Here is a 15,591-nt window from a genome sequence, read left to right as displayed (position 1 = left end):
CCCATACAAGTAGTGTGAAAGACGGCCAATATTCGAAGTTTACAAAACGACACAGCTTTTAGTTGCCTTTCCCTATTTCCCGGGTTGTACCATTTCAGCCTTTCTCGCCTCTTCAAATTTAGCTTTCATCGTGGGATTGTTATAGGTTAGTTTTTTGATGGTCAACTCTTCGGCTTTGTTATTGGCTAATCTCAAATTATTTTCAGACCCAACCAACGCGTCCTTGATTTTTTGCAAGTGGTCTATGCTTTTATCAATCTCGTCGATCGCCGTGCGAAATTTTTTACTGGCCAATTCGTAATTACGCCCAAATCGCTCCTTGAAATCCAACAGTTTGTTTTCGAAATTCGTCACGTCTACATGCTGGCTTTGTGCTATTTGCAACTGACGTTGGTATTCCACGCTTTTCTTGGACGTTTGCACCAACAACGTGATGAGTGGTATAAAAAACTGTGGCCGTATCACATACATCTTTGGATAGCGGTGCGACACGTCTACAATGCCATTGTTATACAATTCATTGTCAGGCTCCAACAAAGATACCAACACGGCAAACTCACAGTTTTTCTTATTTCTATCCTCGTCCAACTTTTTGAAAAAATCCTCATTTTTATGCTTTGTCGCAGTCTCGTCCATCTCGTTTTTCATCTCAAACATGATAGAGACATACTCTGTCTCGCCATCGTAGTCACGAAAAATGAAATCTCCTTTGGTGCCACTTGTCACGTCGTTGTCCTTCTCAAAATAGGCATTGGGCAGCACGGATCGCAGTGTGGTGTTGTAGAGCGTGTTGCAATGTGCCTCGAGCGTCTCACCAACCATCTTGGTTGACATTCTTGTTTTCAAGTCTTTGTAATAGTTCACCATGTCTTGTTTTTGCTGAAGTTCCCGCTCGTATCGTTCTTTCAAGTTGGCCTCTCGCGCTAATGCTTGGCTGTTGTCTGTCTCAATGCGAGTTTTTAGTTCTGCTATTTCTTTTTCTTTCTTGTGGATTAGCTCCATGCCCTTAGCTTGTTCTTGCATCACAGCCAATTTTACCTTGTTGGCGTTTTCTTCCATCGCGACGTTTAGTGTGGCTATTTTCTCATCTTTTTTAGCTAATTCGGCACGCATCTCAAGTTCCTTTTGTGTTTCCAGACTCTTTAGTTTCTCGCTCAAGTTAGAAATCGTTATTTCTTTTTCATTTAACTGTTTCTCAACAGATTTCATTCGCTCGCTAAACCCTTTTTCAGCCTTTAAGGTCCATGATTCCCGCTCTGCATTGTGCTGTTTCTCCAATTCTTGCACCCTACGCGCTACCTCGGCATCAAACTCAACATTCTTAATTTGGTTTACAATCGAGGCATAGTCGGCCTCATTCACTGTAAAAACAGCTCCGCAGTGTGGACATTTAAGTTCTTTCATCATCCTATTGTATTATGAAAAGTTCTATATTAAAGTTTTATTTATTTTTGACTTTTATTCCAAACATTTTTGTTCCTCCGCTCTAAAATCGTCATCTCTATTTGTGCCCATGTATACGCGGGCTTGGTAAGCCTTGGTTGGAGATGTACACCGCCACCAAAATCATTGCGGAGCCTATCCAAGCGAGCCATGTCATTGTCTCGTTTAATACCAAGGCGGAGAACACAATGGTCGAGACAGGATTAAGATAGATATAATTACTCACCTTGATCGCCCCCAACTTTTTGCTTGTCCAACTCCACAGCACGTAGCAACCAAAACTTGATACAAAACTGAGAAACAACAGGTTGCCCCATATTATGGTATGGGTCAGATTTCCAAGTGGAAACGACCATGGCTTCACCATAAACATAGGCAGCGCCGTCACTAATCCATAGAAAAAGACCTTGCGAGTCACAAACACCACGTTGTATCCCGCCAACCTTCGCAGCAACAAACTATATATAGCCCAACAAAAGGCTGCCGTGAGTGCCAGGATGTCTCCCCAAGGGTTCAGCCTCAATACAAATTGGCCATTAAACACCACCAAGGCAACGCCCGTTACCGCCAAAGCGGCTCCTAAGACAATATCTCGCGTGGACTTGACACTTCTCAGAAACACAAGTGCCAATATTGTCGTGAGCAATGGAGCGGTACAAACAATAAACGCCACATTGGTAACATAGTCTATCCGAACGGCCTCATTCTCGGATACAAAATACAGAGAGCCGCCTGTCACGCCCAATAGCGCCAAAAGTAACTCCTCTTTGGCATTGTTTGCCCATAGCCTTCGCGGCGATATGGTCCAAATGCAAAAGTAAGCGAAGAGAAAACGCAAAAAGAATATTTCGTGTGCCGTCATGCCATTCATCAGCAACACTTTGGAGTTTACGAACGTGCATCCCTAAATCAACACCACTATGATGGCAATCAAATGGTACGGCCAGTTATAATTTCTTTTCATCGTTAGGTATAGTCTTAAATCGCAAATAGATTTTCAAGTGATCGGCCCCGCCCGCTTGGCGCGCTATTCGGGGGTGGCCCATATAGCCAAGACGCCGTTTGGTAAACGACAGGCTCAACTACCACTTTCATCCCATGATGGTGGCCACAATACGGCGTGCGCCGCCCTGCTCTCTAAACTCGCATAGATATAGCCCCTGCCAGGTGCCCAAAGCCAAATGTCCATCCACGATAGGCACATTGATAGATGTCCCCACTATCGAACTTTTCGCGTGGGCACTCATATCCGTTGGCCCCTCGTTTTGGTGTCGGTAGTTGGGGTCGCCATCGGGAACTATTCGCTCCATAATGCCTTTAAGGTCATGTCGCACGTCAGGATCACAATTCTCGTTAATAGTCAGCGCACAACTTGTGTGCTGCACAAACAGGTTGAGTAGCCCCGTTGGGGGCAATGCTGGCAACCGTCTCATCACGTCGCGCGTGATCAAATGAAATCCACGCACAAATGGGCCAACCGAAAAAAGTACCTGTTGTATCATCATGTAATATTGTTTCTGCAAAGTGTAATAAAACCGGTATAACCGCCTTTGTTGCAACATACTCGTCCCGTCTAATACGTACATGTTAGCACCATGGTAATCGCGGTGCCTGTCTTTAGGCTCATCACATATAGAAAGGCATGCCATCTCAATGTCGCCCAAGCATAGACTTTGGATCGACGCATGAACTTATGGTTGTGCGCAAAGATAAAAATTTTATTTCGTTTCTACAAGGACGTGCCCAACTTTATGACAGCCATATTATGCCTAAATGATTAAATCTCTCAGTAATGTCATGTCACCCCTTCAAAAGCTGATGTAAAAACATGTCTCACGGCATATTTTTTAGTAACTTTGCAGTGTTCACAAAGGATATTCAAATGATTTGGCTCAAGCAACAGTGGAAACGACTTCTTAACACTTACCACCCATCGCGCGACGTGGCCTTGGTGCTCAGCGGCGGCGGAGCGAAAGGTTGGGCGCACATCGGAGCCATCGACTCGCTTGTTGGGCATGGCTATCGCATCACCTCGATAGCTGGTACATCCATGGGTGCCGTGGTAGGCGGATTGTACGCTGCTGGCAAGATGGACGAGCTGAGAGCTATCGCCGAGCGCATGACACGCAAGCGCATGTTGCGCATTTTCGGTTTCTCGCCGGGCTTTGACCATATCACTAATGGTGAGCGCATCATGTTGTTGCTCGATCAAATCATTGGCGACATCAATATCGAAGACCTTGTTATACCGTTTTGTTGCTCGGCAACCGATCTTGTGAGTGGCGACGAAGTGGTGTTCAGGGAGGGCAATCTCAAACGGGCCATACGCGCTTCTATATCCATTCCCATGTTTTTCAAACCAGTTTGCGACGGCAACAGGTTCTTCGTTGATGGCAGCGTGCGCGACACTTTGCCCTTGAATTGCGTGGCGCGAAAGCCACACGACCTTCTTGTGGCAGTCAACGTGAGTGGCGCATGCGAACGTCCCGACACTAAATTCTTAAGCCAATGCCAAAACGTGCCATCAGGGACCGGCGATCATTCGAAATCAATATTCCGACTTCGCAGGCCAGAAATCTCGTCCAATTATATCAATGTGATGACACGCGTGATGCAGTTGATGATACAAAACGACACAGAGCGAGCCATGTGTCTTACCCCACCAGACTTGTATGTCAATGTGCCTATGGACGACTTTGGCTTGTTCGATTTTGACAAGGGGGCAGAACTTATCCGTTATGGTCAGCGAACAATGGATGAGGCATTGCAAAAACGTGGATAAAGGCGAGCGCAAAAAAAGATCACGGCATATAAACATGAACTGAACATAAATAGCCCACTGTCTTTTTTTTTATTTTATCCGGTTCGCAATACAAGCTCGAGTGGTCGATCTGTCCACTACAACTCTCCCTTTCTCTTAATATCTTGACTTTGAAAGTAAATGCAGGGATTATGTTAATTCGTGTAAGTCACAGTGAACTCTATTTCACATTCCATTTACTCTTGAGATTTTTTTTCATTGGCAATTAGGAGTTATACCTTCAATATAGACTGCCATCTCATCCCATCGAAGTTCATAAGAACTAACATCCTGCCGTTTTCTTATGCCCCAAACACCCTTGCGCCATCTTTTTATGGGCAAGGCGACAAAGCCGCGGCGTTCTCAATGTGTGTGGGGGGGCTGGTCGCGACAATAATCGTAGACAACATGCGTAGCATTGTAAGAAAGGTTGAATTTGTTGCTGAGTGCCTGTTGGCATATCCGAATGAGTCCCAGACGTATATCCACAGGGGTTTTACATACCTTGAAAACATTTGTCTCGTTGAGAATAGACATGTTTTTTTTTGAGTCAAAAGGCAGTATCAAAGGCAAAAACACCAAAGCTGCTAATGTGGCATGCCTTTCGCGATTGGCTAAAAAATTGGAGCAGGCGTTAAAACACGTAACTTTGAAAAAAAATAAAAATTCTCAGACAGGAAACGCGGTTATAATTGCGTCCCCCATCTGAGGTTAAAGATATAAAGAATGTCAACTTCTTCGATTGGTGTTAAGCACCATGGAAGAGATATTCGGCCTGGATGTCCTTGGTCATACGAGTAAAGAGCTCCTTTACCAAGCCGTCAGCCACTTCTAAGGCATGGTTTAGCAGACTGTCGCTAAACTTTTGAAGCATGTCTTGCGCTTGCATCGGGCTTTCCTTGTATATCTCAAGATAACGTGCCTCAAACTCCTTTTGTCGTTGGTCGTTCTCGGCTTCAAGGCGCGCGTACGCTTCTTTGATTACGGGGGCGTACGCGTTATAGTTTGTCATGCCAAGCGTCATTACTTTGCGAAAACGCCAATAGGCCGACTCGTCATCACAGCAAGAACCGCCAACGCTATAGGCTTTTGGGAAACTTTTAATGCCCTGATATATTGGAAGGAACACGCCAAGGTCTGCCATTCCGTTGGCCACATACGTGATACAACCTATTTCTTTGGGCAACCATGTGCGTACTTGCATCAAGTGTGTTTGCGTGGTGCGGAAGATAGACACTGGGCGCCAAGGTTCTTTGCCATTGCTGTGCAAGTAGGGGTCGTGTTCGGTGTTGTCATAATGGAACCTGAAAGCGCGACGAAGTTCCTTTATTCCAATCGGATTGTCAGCCTTGGCGAAAACTGGGAACGTGTTTTTGGTCACGTCATTTTTTATGCTGGGTGAGAACATTCCTTGCAACCCCCATACGCGCGGATAGTTGTAGGTGGTGTCATCAATATCGTCTTTGGCGTATGCCTCATGAAAATCAAACTCGCCTTTGGCGGGATCGTACAATCCGTTTTTCTCCGCAAACTCAATGAGATCGGACGAAGCCATGAAGTTTTCCTTGTCATTGGGGTCGTATTTCCTAAAGCGGCTTTGGTTGCCAGTTACAAAATATTTGTCTTTGGGCATGCGACAGGCCAACCAGCGGTGGCCACATGCGTTCTCAAGATACCATGTTTCCTTGTCGTCTATGAAACCTATTCCAAAGCCTTCGGCAGAACCGTACTTCTCTATGAGTGCCCCCAAGCGCTCCACTCCCTCGCGAGCGGTGTGTATATAGGGCAGCACGATGTTGTAAGTGCAGTTTTCGGCAAGGCCGTCCTCTACATATGGATCAAATTGCAAAGCCTTCTTGCTGCTAAAAATTGTTTCCGTAGAGCTTTCGCCTACTCCAGCAGAGTTAAATCCAGCGCTGCCCCACTCGTGATGATACTGGTAATCAGGCAATGCGGTATAGCCCAAAGCTCTCTTCGGCAATGGACAGCGGAAGCGGCTGTCATCAGCCACAAACTCTTCTGGACCATTCTCCGTGTCTGCGAAAGCCAACCAGTTTTTGCAACGTAGCGCATCGAAATCTTCTGAGCGAGCGTATATACGAGAGCCGTCATCGGTCATCTTCTCGCCCACAATAATTGTCGTACATTCTGATGGAAGTTTCTCCATCTTGCTTAATTTTGTTCTCATAATATGATATTTAAGTTTTATCGTAAGCGAAATTAAAGTTTTTATACCTTATTTGCAAGAAATTTGTGTTATAAAAATAAAATTGAATATGGCAACTACAAGCATATATATTTTTTATTATTGGATTATTCCTTTAGGGAAAATGGTTTAATATGTTTGTTTGTCAATGGATTATATTTTTAGAAATAATATGTTAACAGTTTTTTTTTATCTCAATACTCTGTTGTTTTTTACGCCGCGTAAGCAGCCAAACGGAACGTCTCGTTTGCGCTTTCTTTATTTTACGGCGCGCTCGGAATCCTCCCGAGCGTGTCAATAACGCGTCGCGCGTGGTGGGCGTTGACCATCCGCGCGAAATCGCGTCTCCTTGGCGCGTCCTGCCTTTCTTGATCTCGCCTGCCACTTGTAAATGTGGTAGATAATAGCATTAAGCCCAAAAGAGGGGCGAGCGAATTATGACAGTCCTTGGATAAATCCATCGCCGATGTCTATGCGCTCAGCTTGCGGCGACTTGGGCAGGCCTGGCATGCGCATAATCTCGCCCGCGATAGCCACTATCATCCGTGCGCCCGCATTGATGACAACGTCGCGAATGGTTATGTCAAATCCTGTCGGCACGCCATAAGCCTTAGCGTCATCAGAGAATGAGTATTGTGTTTTGGCTATGCAGACAGGGTAACGGCAGAACTCTCCACCCTCCATGGCGCGCAGTTTGCGCATGGCCGATGGTTTGATTACGACTCGTTTTGCGCCATAGATGTCTTTGGCTATTTTTTCAATCTTGTCATGAATGGTGTCGTTCTCTTCGTAGACGTAATGTAATTGTTTGGACGGTCGCTCGTCAATGGTCTTCACCACAAGACGCGCCAAGTTCTCGGCGCCAACGCCGCCATCTGTATAGGCGGTATTGATGGCAAAGGGCACATTCAGTTTTTCGCAATGATCGCGCATGATTTCAAGCTCGCCCTCCGTGTCTGTGGCAAACTGGTTGAGACACACCAAGACTGTTTGTCCAAAGCGATGCAGGTTTTCTATGTGCTTGTCCATATTGGCCAAGCCATCGACAAGCGCGCTCTCGTTGGGCGCCACAAGGTTGTCTTGCGCCACGCCGCCGTGCATTTTCAGCGCCTGTAAAGTTGCCACGAGTATAGACAGCTTGGGTTGTAAGTGAGCTTTTCGGCACTTGATGTCGAAAAATTTCTCCGCGCCGAGGTCCGCTCCGAAGCCTGCCTCCGTGATGGCGTAATCGCCAAATGTCATGGCTGCCTTGGTGGCTATGACGCTATTGCAGCCGTGTGCGATGTTGGCAAAAGGTCCACCATGGACAAAGCAAGGCGTGTTCTCGGTGGTCTGCACAAGGTTGGGATTGATACTCTCATGCAAAATGGCTGTTATGGCGCCAGCTATGCCCATGTCGCGTACCCGAAACGGTTTGTTGTCAAGGGTTGTGCCAAGCAGTATGTTGTCGATACGCTCGCGCAGATCGGTCTCGTCTTTGGCCAAACAGAGTATGGCCATGATTTCCGAAGCGGGCGTAATGTCGAACCCCGTCTCGCTAATCAGGCCGTTGGCATGCCCACCCACGCCCGTGACCACATCGCGCAGGGAGCGGTCGTTGACGTCGAGCACGCGTCGCCAAGTTTTCTCTTTAAGGCCAAATCCTTCTTTTTGGTGTTGGTATTCGTAATTGTCCAACAAGGCCGCGATAAGATTGTTGGCCGCCGTGACCGCGTGAAAATCGCCCGTGAAGTGCAGGTTTATTTTCTCCATGGGCACCACTTGGGCGTAACCGCCGCCTGCCGCGCCTCCCTTCATGCCAAAACAGGGCCCCATGGAAGGCTCTCGCAGGGCGATAACCGCTTTCTTTCCTATACGGTTCAAGCCAAGGCCCAAACCAACGCTCACCGTGGTTTTGCCCACCCCGGCTTTTTGTGGCGTGATAGCGGTTACGAGAATGAGATTGGATCGTTTCACTTTTTCTTCGTCAATAAGTGCGCAAGGCACTTTGGCCACATACTTTCCATAGAGGTCCAAGGCTTCCACTGGAATGTCGATGCGCTCCGCGACGCGCTCGATGGGTAACAATTTCGCCTCGTGGGCGATCTGACTGTCGGTTTTCATTGTTTGTCGATTTATAAGATTAAAGATGCTCCAAATGGTAGGTGCACATGTTTTTTTCAAACAAGAAGCAATTCAACTTCTTAGTAGTCGGCAACCACAAAATCACATGCAATGATACAAATTTCAGATGAGACTGACAACAATAGACCGTTATTTTTTTGTGTTTTGCGAAGTTTTCATCCCAAGCCAACGGAAATCGTGACAGGAAACAAACATGAAAAATCGGCTATCTCGTTGATATTGGTGACTTTACAGGTTAAACAAACAATAAAGCTCATGCTGATAACCAACTTGATTAGCCGATATATGAAACTCCTCAAAGCAGCGTTTAGCGTTGGAGATGGGTCAAAATTAAACAAAAGTATCCATACAAACGCCATGGAAACGCTATTTCTTTTGATGGGCATGCCAAGGAGACGCTATTTCGCGCGGATGGTCAGCGCGCCCACCACGCGCGCCGAACTATTGACATGCTCGAGAGGAAACCCGAGCGCGCCGTTAAATAAAGAATGCGCAAATGGGATGTTCCGTTTGGCTGCTTACGCGGCGTAAATAACAACCGGAGTGTTGTGCTTTATGTTTTTTGTCAATGCGTAACACTCTTAACTGTGCGCACGCTCCCCAAGTTCCATTTTTTTTATGTACATTTGCACAACGTATCAATTGATCCTGTTATGCAAATGTTACCGCTCTTTACGTTCGCTGCGCCACAATTGTGGCTTCAAGTTGTGTTGTTCGTGGCGGGCGTCGTTATCGTTTTGTGGGGCGCCGACCGCCTTACCGATGGCGCCGTGGGCTTGGCCGAGCGCGTGGGTGTGCCCCAGATAGTCATCGGTCTCACCATTGTGTCCATTGGAACGTCCATGCCCGAGTTTTTTGTGAGCCTCATGTCGGCCATCAATGGCACGCCCGATTTGGCTGTTGGCAATGTCGTTGGAAGCAATATTTTCAATACGGCATTCATCGTTGGTGTGGCGGCCATGATATGTCCCATACGTATTTTGCCCGCGACTGTGAAAAAAGACATGCCCTTTGCCATCGTCTCGTCGGTGGTGTTGCTGGCTATGTGCTTTGACTCGAGCGTCTCTCGCGTTGACGCGCTGTTGTTGCTTGCCATGTTTGGCATGTTCATGTACATCACGCTAAAGGGTGCGCGCGCTAATTTTGGGCAAGGGCCTGATGGCTGTTCCGTCAAGAAGCGTGCCATGGCCGTTTCTCGGTCCGTGACATTGTTGGTTGTCGGTTTGGCATGTTTGGTGCTGGGCTCCAATGTGTTTGTGGACAACGCGTCGGCCATTGCCGCCAACTTGGGCATGAGCGAAGCGCTCATCGGTCTTACCATCGTGGCCTGTGGCACGTCGCTTCCGGAGCTTGCCACCACGGTGGTGGCCGCGCGTCGTGGCAACAGTGGCATCGCCATTGGCAATGTTTTAGGTTCTAACGTGTTCAACATCTTGATGATACTTGGCCTGACGGGCCTTATCTCGCCCATGGACATTCAGGGCATTACCTGCGTGGACCTTGGCGCGCTGCTCCTTTCCATTGTTGTGTTGTGGCTCTTCTCGTTCACGAAATATCGAGTTGAGCGATGGGAGGGAGCGTTGCTCGCGGCCGGTTTTTTGGGCTACATGGCCTATCTCGTCAGCCAAGCGGCCTGACGGTTAGCCCATGATGGGCGAAAAAAAAGGTCCGCGTGCCATCTTTTGTGCCCGTTGTTGCCATAATTGGTGGGATCTAAACACTTTTTTAGATACTTGTCGGTCGCGATTGGAAATATAATCGTATCTTCGCGGCCGAAATAGAGTGCTTGGTAAACCTCTTAAAAAACAAGACATGAACAATAACAAGCAGACCGTGAGTGTGCTGTTTATGCTTTTCAGCATACTCTTTTGTGTTTGCCTCATCGCGGCAAACGTATTGGAAACAAAGCAAATATCGGTTGGCCCCATCAGTCTCACGGGTGGTTTCATCGTGTTTCCCGTATCTTATATCATTAATGACTGTGTTTGCGAGGTGTGGGGATTTCGCAAGGCGCGATTGCTCATTTGGACGGGCTTTGCCATGAATTTCTTTTTCGTGGCCATGGGCGCCATCTGCGACCTCATCCCGGGCGCCGACTATTGGAACAACGAGGCGGGTTTCCATGCCATCTTCGGGTTGGCCCCGCGTATCGCGCTGGCGTCGTTTGTGGCGTTTGTCATAGGCAGTTTTGTCAATGCTTACGTGATGAGCCGTATGAAGATACGAGACGGAGGCAAGCGTTTTTCAGCGCGGGCCATACTCAGCACCGTTGCCGGCGAGACATGCGACTCGGTCATATTCTTTCCCTTGGCCTTGGCTGGCGTGGTTCCGGCGAGCGAGTTGCCTTGGCTCATGTTGTGGCAAGTGGTTCTCAAAACCAGCTACGAGGTGTTGGCTTTGCCCATCACCGTGCGGATCGTGAGAGCGATGAAGCGGCACGAGGGAGAGGACGTTTACGACACAAACGAGAGTTATAACGTATGGAAAGTATTTAGCTTGTAAGGATTATGGCATCAAACAGAGAGCAAGAAGGATTGAAATCATTGGGCGCGCGGACACGATACAGCATGGATTACGCCCCCGAGGTATTGGAGACATTCAGCAACAAGCATCCCGAAAACGACTATTGGGTGCAGTTCAATTGTCCCGAGTTTACGTCGCTTTGTCCCATCACGGGGCAACCGGACTTTGCCGAGATACGCATCAGTTATGTGCCGGCGGAACGCATGGTGGAAAGCAAGAGCCTGAAACTGTATCTTTTTAGTTTTCGCAATCATGGCGATTTTCATGAGGATTGCGTCAACATCATCATGAAAGACCTCGTCAAGCTCATGTCGCCCAAGTATATAGAGGTGGAGGGCTTGTTCACGCCGAGAGGTGGCATCAGCATTTACCCTTATGCCAACTATGGCCGGCCGGGCACCAAGTACGAGCGTATGGCCGAGACGAGGTTTGCCAATCATGGCATGCGATAGCCGCCTCCGAACGCGCGCGGCTTTCGCGCACCCTCGCATGCGAGCTTTCGGCATGTGGCCTCGCGCGCTGTTTGGCGAAAAAGATGGGAGTGACAGCCTACTGGCAAGTGATGGTGGATTTGAAAAAAAACAACGCGGAAAAAACATGACAAAACACCTCTCAGAAATCACTTGTATGCAAATGGCGGAGGCGTTGCCTGCAAATGAGCGAGGCACGTGAGTTTTCTTTCATGCGCTGTAAATCAGCGCGATGGGATTGAAAATATGAAATCTGCCCCAAAAAGTTTTCCAATCGACTTGCCATTGGGCCTTAATCGTGCCGCCATTGGGGCTTGGACGAAGCGTGAAAAAGGCCGAAACGGCTTGCGTTTAGTGCCGAAACGCGGCGTCAATGAGTGCCAATGGCAAAATATCCGCGAGACAAACATGTTGCCAATGTCTTTTTAAAATAAACAATTCATGTTTTTGCCGCTAAATCAACAGGTTGTGGACCACCTGTTTTTTTGATATATTCTTGACAGATTGAGGTGCTTCCCGCCCACCCAAATCATCGTTTCGCATGCGCCCCGCCGCACCTTATGGCAGGGCGTTTCTTCTTAAGGCGGCTTTCTTGTGCTTGGCGGCGACGGCCTGCGCTTTCTTGTTCACCTCGCTGGCATCTTTCTTGCGGTGGTAGCCGCGGGTGCCATTGCGGTCGGTGAGAGCCAGCGAGTCATGGCTAAGAAAATCTATGGAACATGTGTCGTACTTGATGTCGGTGTAGCCTTCCACCGTGTTGTCCTTGTCGTATTTGGGCCTTCCGCTCGCCATGACAAATTTTCCGTTCCATATTTGCCATTTGACGAAATAGTCAAGTGCTGGGTACGTCACGGGATTTCCGTCCGCCAAGGCGTTCAGCTCGCGTATGTAGCCCACGCTGGCAGCCTCTCCTTGCGATTTGAGCCAGAAGCCATATTCGAGTGGCACGAGCAGGGAGAGCGACAGGGAATCGGCCATCGAGTCTTTGGCGCGGCCTCGCGCCTGCTCTTGCTCGTGGCCGTCTTGCCGCATTCGCGGCATGACCATGTAGCACCACACGCCCCTCAGCTCATCCAGATTGATAACCATGTCGGCCACGTTCGCGCGTTTCTTGTTTGGCACCAACGCGATGCGGTCGCCCGTATTGACGCTGCCCAGCACTTTGTTCTTGCGCGTGGCTGAAACAATGTCATACCTCACGGGGTCGCTTCCGTCCGCGGGCAATAACAGTATGGCGTCGTCCGAGCTTCCCTTGCAGGCCAATCCGTAGACGGTGCTGTCGCCAGCCATCCTGTAATCTCCTGCGAATGGGTCGTTTATATTGCTTGTGTCGGCGGCTTGGGGCTTGCAGCTCACGATGGATGTGACAATAAATGTTGCGGCGAATATTTTTCTAAATATCATCATGCATGGACTGTTGTTCTTTGCAAAGATAATTATAAAAGAATAAAAAAAACGCGCTATCGGACCTAATTTGGATTTTTTTATCTAATTTTGCATACCTATTCGTAATGCCATTCCTCTCAATACATAGGTGAAGGACTGGTTTTGAAATATGAATTGAAAGCACAAAAATAATGAGCAAGAAAATTCAGTTTAGTCTCATATATAGAGACATGTGGCAGAGCTCAGGCAAGTTTCAGCCTCGCAAAGATCAGTTGGAGCGTATCGCCCCGGTAATTATCGACATGGGATGTTTCTCGCGCGTGGAGACCAATGGCGGCGCTTTCGAGCAAGTGCAATTGCTTGCCGGCGAGAACCCGAACGAGGCAGTGCGCGCCTTTTGCAAACCATTTAATGAAGTGGGCATCAAAACCCACATGTTAGACCGCGGCTTGAATGCCCTGCGTATGTATCCGGTGCCGGACGATGTGCGTGCCATGATGTACAGGGTGAAACACGCGCAGGGCGTGGATATACCACGTATTTTTGACGGTCTGAACGACATTCGTAACATTGCGCCTTCCATCAAGTGGGCCAAGGAGGCGGGCATGACCCCGCAGGGCACGCTGTGCATCACGACGTCTCCCATACATACGCTCGACTATTATGAGCGCTTGGCCGATCAGGAGATCGAGGCAGGGGCGGAGGAGATATGCCTGAAAGACATGGCTGGCATCGGACAGCCGGCGTTCTTGGGCCAGTTGGCCAAACGTATCAAGGACAAGCATCCCAATATTATATTGGAATACCACGGCCACTCCGGTCCCGGACTGAGCATGGCATCGGTCCTTGAGGTGTGCCGCAATGGTGTGGACATCATTGACACGGCCATAGAGCCACTGTCATGGGGCAAGGTGCATCCTGACGTTATATCCGTTCAGAGCATGCTTCGCAACGCGGGCTTTGACGTTCCGGATATCAACATGAGCGCGTACATGAAAGCGCGCGCACTCACGCAAGAGTTCATCGACGAATGGCTTGGCTGTTTCATCAACCCGCAAAACAAGGTGATGAGCTCGCTACTGCTCACCTGTGGCCTGCCTGGCGGCATGATGGGCTCCATGATGTCTGATCTGAAAGGCATGTACGACACCATCAACAACCTGCGCAAGAAGAAGGGCGAGGAGCCACAGAGCATGGACGACCTGCTCATCAAGCTCTTTGACGAGGTGGCTTACGTGTGGCCGAGGGTGGGATATCCACCTTTGGTAACGCCGTTCTCGCAGTACACCAAGAACATCGCGCTTTTCAACCTGCTCACATTGGAACAAGGCAAGGGGCGGTATGTCATGATGGACGACGCCATGTGGGGCATGATCCTTGGCAAGAGCGGCAAGGTGCCCGGCAAGATTGACGACGAGATTGTCAAGCTGGCCAAAGAAAAGGGTTTCGAGTTTACCGACGCCGACCCACACACGCTATTGCCAAACGCGCTCGACGACTTCAAGAAGGAGATGGACGAGAATGGCTGGGACTATGGTCAGGACGACGAGGAGCTGTGGGAATTGGCCATGCACCCAGAGCAATACAGGAACTATAAGAGTGGTCAAGCCAAGAAAAATTTCTTGGCCGACTTGCAGAAGGCTAAAGATGCCAAGCTTGGCGGTAACGCCACGCCAGAGCAGTTGGCCGCGTACAAGCACGCCAAAGCCGATGCCATCGTGGCTCCCGTGAAGGGACAGGTGTACTGGGAGTTCCAAGGCGACGGAGAGGCCGCTCCGGCGATAGAGCCATACATCGGCAAGACCTATAAGGAGGGAGATGCGTTCTGCTACATCCAGGCTCCTTGGGGCGAGTTTGTCGAGGTAGGCGCCAGCCTCGGGGGAAAACTCGTCGAGATAGGCGCAAAGCAAGGATCAAAGGTGCAAAAGGGTGATGTGATAGCTTATATCGAAAGGGATCACGAATAATCTTTTGGGCTCGCCAGTGATATACATTTATCAATAAATAAATATTCGCCCTTTTCTCCAAAGCGGAGGAGAGGGCGATAGTTTTTTAAGTCATGGATTATCGAGTACAACCCAATTGGGTGGCGCAACTGATAGACAAGTATTATCCAGAGGATAGCGAGTTGCGCCGCGTTTTCTTGACACATAGCATAGCGGTTACGCGCAGGGCGTTGCAAATTTGCGACCGCCATCCGGAGCTTGGCCTTGACCGCGCGTTTGTGGAAGAGGCGGCCATGTTGCACGACATCGGCATCTTCGAGTGCGATGCTCCGGGCATCTGTTGCCATGGAAAAGAGCCCTATTTGCGACATGGGATAATTGGCGCTAACTTGATGCGCGCCGAGGGATACCCTCGCCATGCTCGCGTGTGCGAGCGTCACACGGGTGCTGGATTGACAAAGGAAGCTATCGTTTCGGGCAATCTTCCGTTGCCCCACCAAGACTATTTGCCCGAGACATTGGAAGAAAAGGTGGTGTGCTACGCTGATAAATTCTACAGCAAGACAAAATTGCGACATGAGCGAACCCTCGCCGAGGCCGAGCGAAGTATCGCTCGTTTTGGCGATGGCGGGTTGGAACGCTTTAAGGCATGGGAGGCAATGTTTGAATAACAAAGTTAAAATTGCGAAAACA

The 15,591-nt window shown here is 48.9% G+C and carries 12 protein-coding genes and 1 pseudogene; 7 read left to right on the top strand and 6 right to left on the bottom strand.

The annotated features are described in order from the left end of the window. Positions 1–72: 72 nt before the first annotated feature. The 3 genes and pseudogenes from HMPREF1640_RS08820 to HMPREF1640_RS08810 form a co-directional block, all read right to left on the bottom strand. Positions 73–1,404, bottom strand: coding sequence for a DUF2130 domain-containing protein (locus tag HMPREF1640_RS08820; RefSeq protein WP_036893978.1), 1,332 nt, complete (start codon positions 1,402–1,404; stop codon positions 73–75). Positions 1,405–1,501: 97 nt separating this feature from the next. Then, a pseudogene (locus tag HMPREF1640_RS08815) lies at positions 1,502–2,407 on the bottom strand (DMT family transporter). Positions 2,408–2,534: 127 nt separating this feature from the next. After that, on the bottom strand, positions 2,535–2,945 hold the full coding sequence (locus HMPREF1640_RS08810; RefSeq protein ID WP_036893970.1) for a secondary thiamine-phosphate synthase enzyme YjbQ: 411 nt from the start codon (positions 2,943–2,945) through the stop codon (positions 2,535–2,537). 380 nt (positions 2,946–3,325) lie between these two features. Between HMPREF1640_RS08810 and HMPREF1640_RS08805 the strand changes: the two genes are divergently transcribed. Continuing rightward, a complete protein-coding gene (locus HMPREF1640_RS08805) occupies positions 3,326–4,225 on the top strand; it encodes a patatin-like phospholipase family protein (RefSeq protein ID WP_036893969.1) in 900 nt (299 codons plus the stop codon). Positions 4,226–4,991: 766 nt separating this feature from the next. On the opposite strand, the gene HMPREF1640_RS08795 is transcribed toward HMPREF1640_RS08805, so the two are convergent. Together HMPREF1640_RS08795 and HMPREF1640_RS08785 are read right to left on the bottom strand one after the other, a co-directional pair. Further along, positions 4,992–6,431, bottom strand: coding sequence for a C69 family dipeptidase (locus HMPREF1640_RS08795; RefSeq protein ID WP_036893967.1), 1,440 nt, complete (start codon positions 6,429–6,431; stop codon positions 4,992–4,994). A 453-nt stretch (positions 6,432–6,884) separates the two neighbouring features. Beyond that, positions 6,885–8,552, bottom strand: a complete 1,668-nt coding sequence (locus HMPREF1640_RS08785; RefSeq protein WP_036893965.1) for a formate--tetrahydrofolate ligase — start codon at positions 8,550–8,552, stop codon at positions 6,885–6,887. Positions 8,553–8,663: 111 nt separating this feature from the next. Here HMPREF1640_RS08785 and HMPREF1640_RS13725 point away from each other — a divergent pair, with 111 nt between their 5' ends. From HMPREF1640_RS13725 to queF, 4 genes are all read left to right on the top strand, one after another. Continuing rightward, positions 8,664–9,104: a hypothetical protein gene (locus tag HMPREF1640_RS13725; RefSeq protein WP_231565874.1), complete on the top strand. Its 441-nt coding sequence runs from the start codon at positions 8,664–8,666 to the stop codon at positions 9,102–9,104. A gap of 122 nt (positions 9,105–9,226) precedes the next feature. Beyond that, positions 9,227–10,210: a calcium/sodium antiporter gene (locus tag HMPREF1640_RS08775; RefSeq protein ID WP_052051777.1), complete on the top strand. Its 984-nt coding sequence runs from the start codon at positions 9,227–9,229 to the stop codon at positions 10,208–10,210. Positions 10,211–10,385: 175 nt separating this feature from the next. Further along, positions 10,386–11,075, top strand: coding sequence for a queuosine precursor transporter (locus tag HMPREF1640_RS08770; protein ID WP_036893963.1), 690 nt, complete (start codon positions 10,386–10,388; stop codon positions 11,073–11,075). 5 nt (positions 11,076–11,080) lie between these two features. Next, complete coding sequence (gene queF, locus HMPREF1640_RS08765) at positions 11,081–11,548, top strand: preQ(1) synthase (protein ID WP_036893961.1); 468 nt, start codon at positions 11,081–11,083, stop codon at positions 11,546–11,548. A 576-nt stretch (positions 11,549–12,124) separates the two neighbouring features. On the opposite strand, the gene HMPREF1640_RS08750 is transcribed toward queF, so the two are convergent. After that, positions 12,125–12,973, bottom strand: coding sequence for a hypothetical protein (locus HMPREF1640_RS08750; RefSeq protein ID WP_052051776.1), 849 nt, complete (start codon positions 12,971–12,973; stop codon positions 12,125–12,127). A 170-nt stretch (positions 12,974–13,143) separates the two neighbouring features. On the opposite strand from HMPREF1640_RS08750, the gene HMPREF1640_RS08745 reads away from it, so the two are divergent. Together HMPREF1640_RS08745 and HMPREF1640_RS08740 are read left to right on the top strand one after the other, a co-directional pair. Then, positions 13,144–14,919 carry a biotin/lipoyl-binding protein gene (locus HMPREF1640_RS08745; protein WP_036893957.1) on the top strand — a complete coding sequence of 592 codons (1,776 nt, stop codon included), beginning with the start codon at positions 13,144–13,146 and terminating at the stop codon, positions 14,917–14,919. A 92-nt stretch (positions 14,920–15,011) separates the two neighbouring features. After that, a complete protein-coding gene (locus HMPREF1640_RS08740; protein WP_036893956.1) occupies positions 15,012–15,569 on the top strand; it encodes an HD domain-containing protein in 558 nt (185 codons plus the stop codon). Positions 15,570–15,591: the final 22 nt, after the last annotated feature.

Source organism: Prevotella sp. S7-1-8 (assembly GCF_000758925.1).
Taxonomy (GTDB): Bacteria; Bacteroidota; Bacteroidia; order Bacteroidales; family Bacteroidaceae; genus Prevotella.
This window is presented reverse-complemented; position numbering and strand designations above follow the sequence as displayed.

Excerpts from the sequence above, each read along its gene's own strand:
- HMPREF1640_RS08775 (WP_052051777.1), top strand. The coding sequence starts at position 9,227 with ATGCAAATGTTACCGCTCTTTACGTTCGCTGCGCCACAATTGTGGCTT.
- HMPREF1640_RS08745 (WP_036893957.1), top strand. The coding sequence starts at position 13,144 with ATGAGCAAGAAAATTCAGTTTAGTCTCATATATAGAGACATGTGGCAG.
- HMPREF1640_RS08820 (WP_036893978.1), bottom strand. The coding sequence starts at position 1,404 with ATGAAAGAACTTAAATGTCCACACTGCGGAGCTGTTTTTACAGTGAAT.
- HMPREF1640_RS08750 (WP_052051776.1), bottom strand. The coding sequence starts at position 12,973 with ATGATGATATTTAGAAAAATATTCGCCGCAACATTTATTGTCACATCC.
- HMPREF1640_RS08795 (WP_036893967.1), bottom strand. The coding sequence starts at position 6,431 with ATGAGAACAAAATTAAGCAAGATGGAGAAACTTCCATCAGAATGTACG.
- HMPREF1640_RS08770 (WP_036893963.1), top strand. The coding sequence starts at position 10,386 with ATGAACAATAACAAGCAGACCGTGAGTGTGCTGTTTATGCTTTTCAGC.
- HMPREF1640_RS13725 (WP_231565874.1), top strand. The coding sequence starts at position 8,664 with ATGATACAAATTTCAGATGAGACTGACAACAATAGACCGTTATTTTTT.
- HMPREF1640_RS08740 (WP_036893956.1), top strand. The coding sequence starts at position 15,012 with ATGGATTATCGAGTACAACCCAATTGGGTGGCGCAACTGATAGACAAG.
- queF (WP_036893961.1), top strand. The coding sequence starts at position 11,081 with ATGGCATCAAACAGAGAGCAAGAAGGATTGAAATCATTGGGCGCGCGG.
- HMPREF1640_RS08785 (WP_036893965.1), bottom strand. The coding sequence starts at position 8,552 with ATGAAAACCGACAGTCAGATCGCCCACGAGGCGAAATTGTTACCCATC.
- HMPREF1640_RS08810 (WP_036893970.1), bottom strand. The coding sequence starts at position 2,945 with ATGATACAACAGGTACTTTTTTCGGTTGGCCCATTTGTGCGTGGATTT.
- HMPREF1640_RS08805 (WP_036893969.1), top strand. The coding sequence starts at position 3,326 with ATGATTTGGCTCAAGCAACAGTGGAAACGACTTCTTAACACTTACCAC.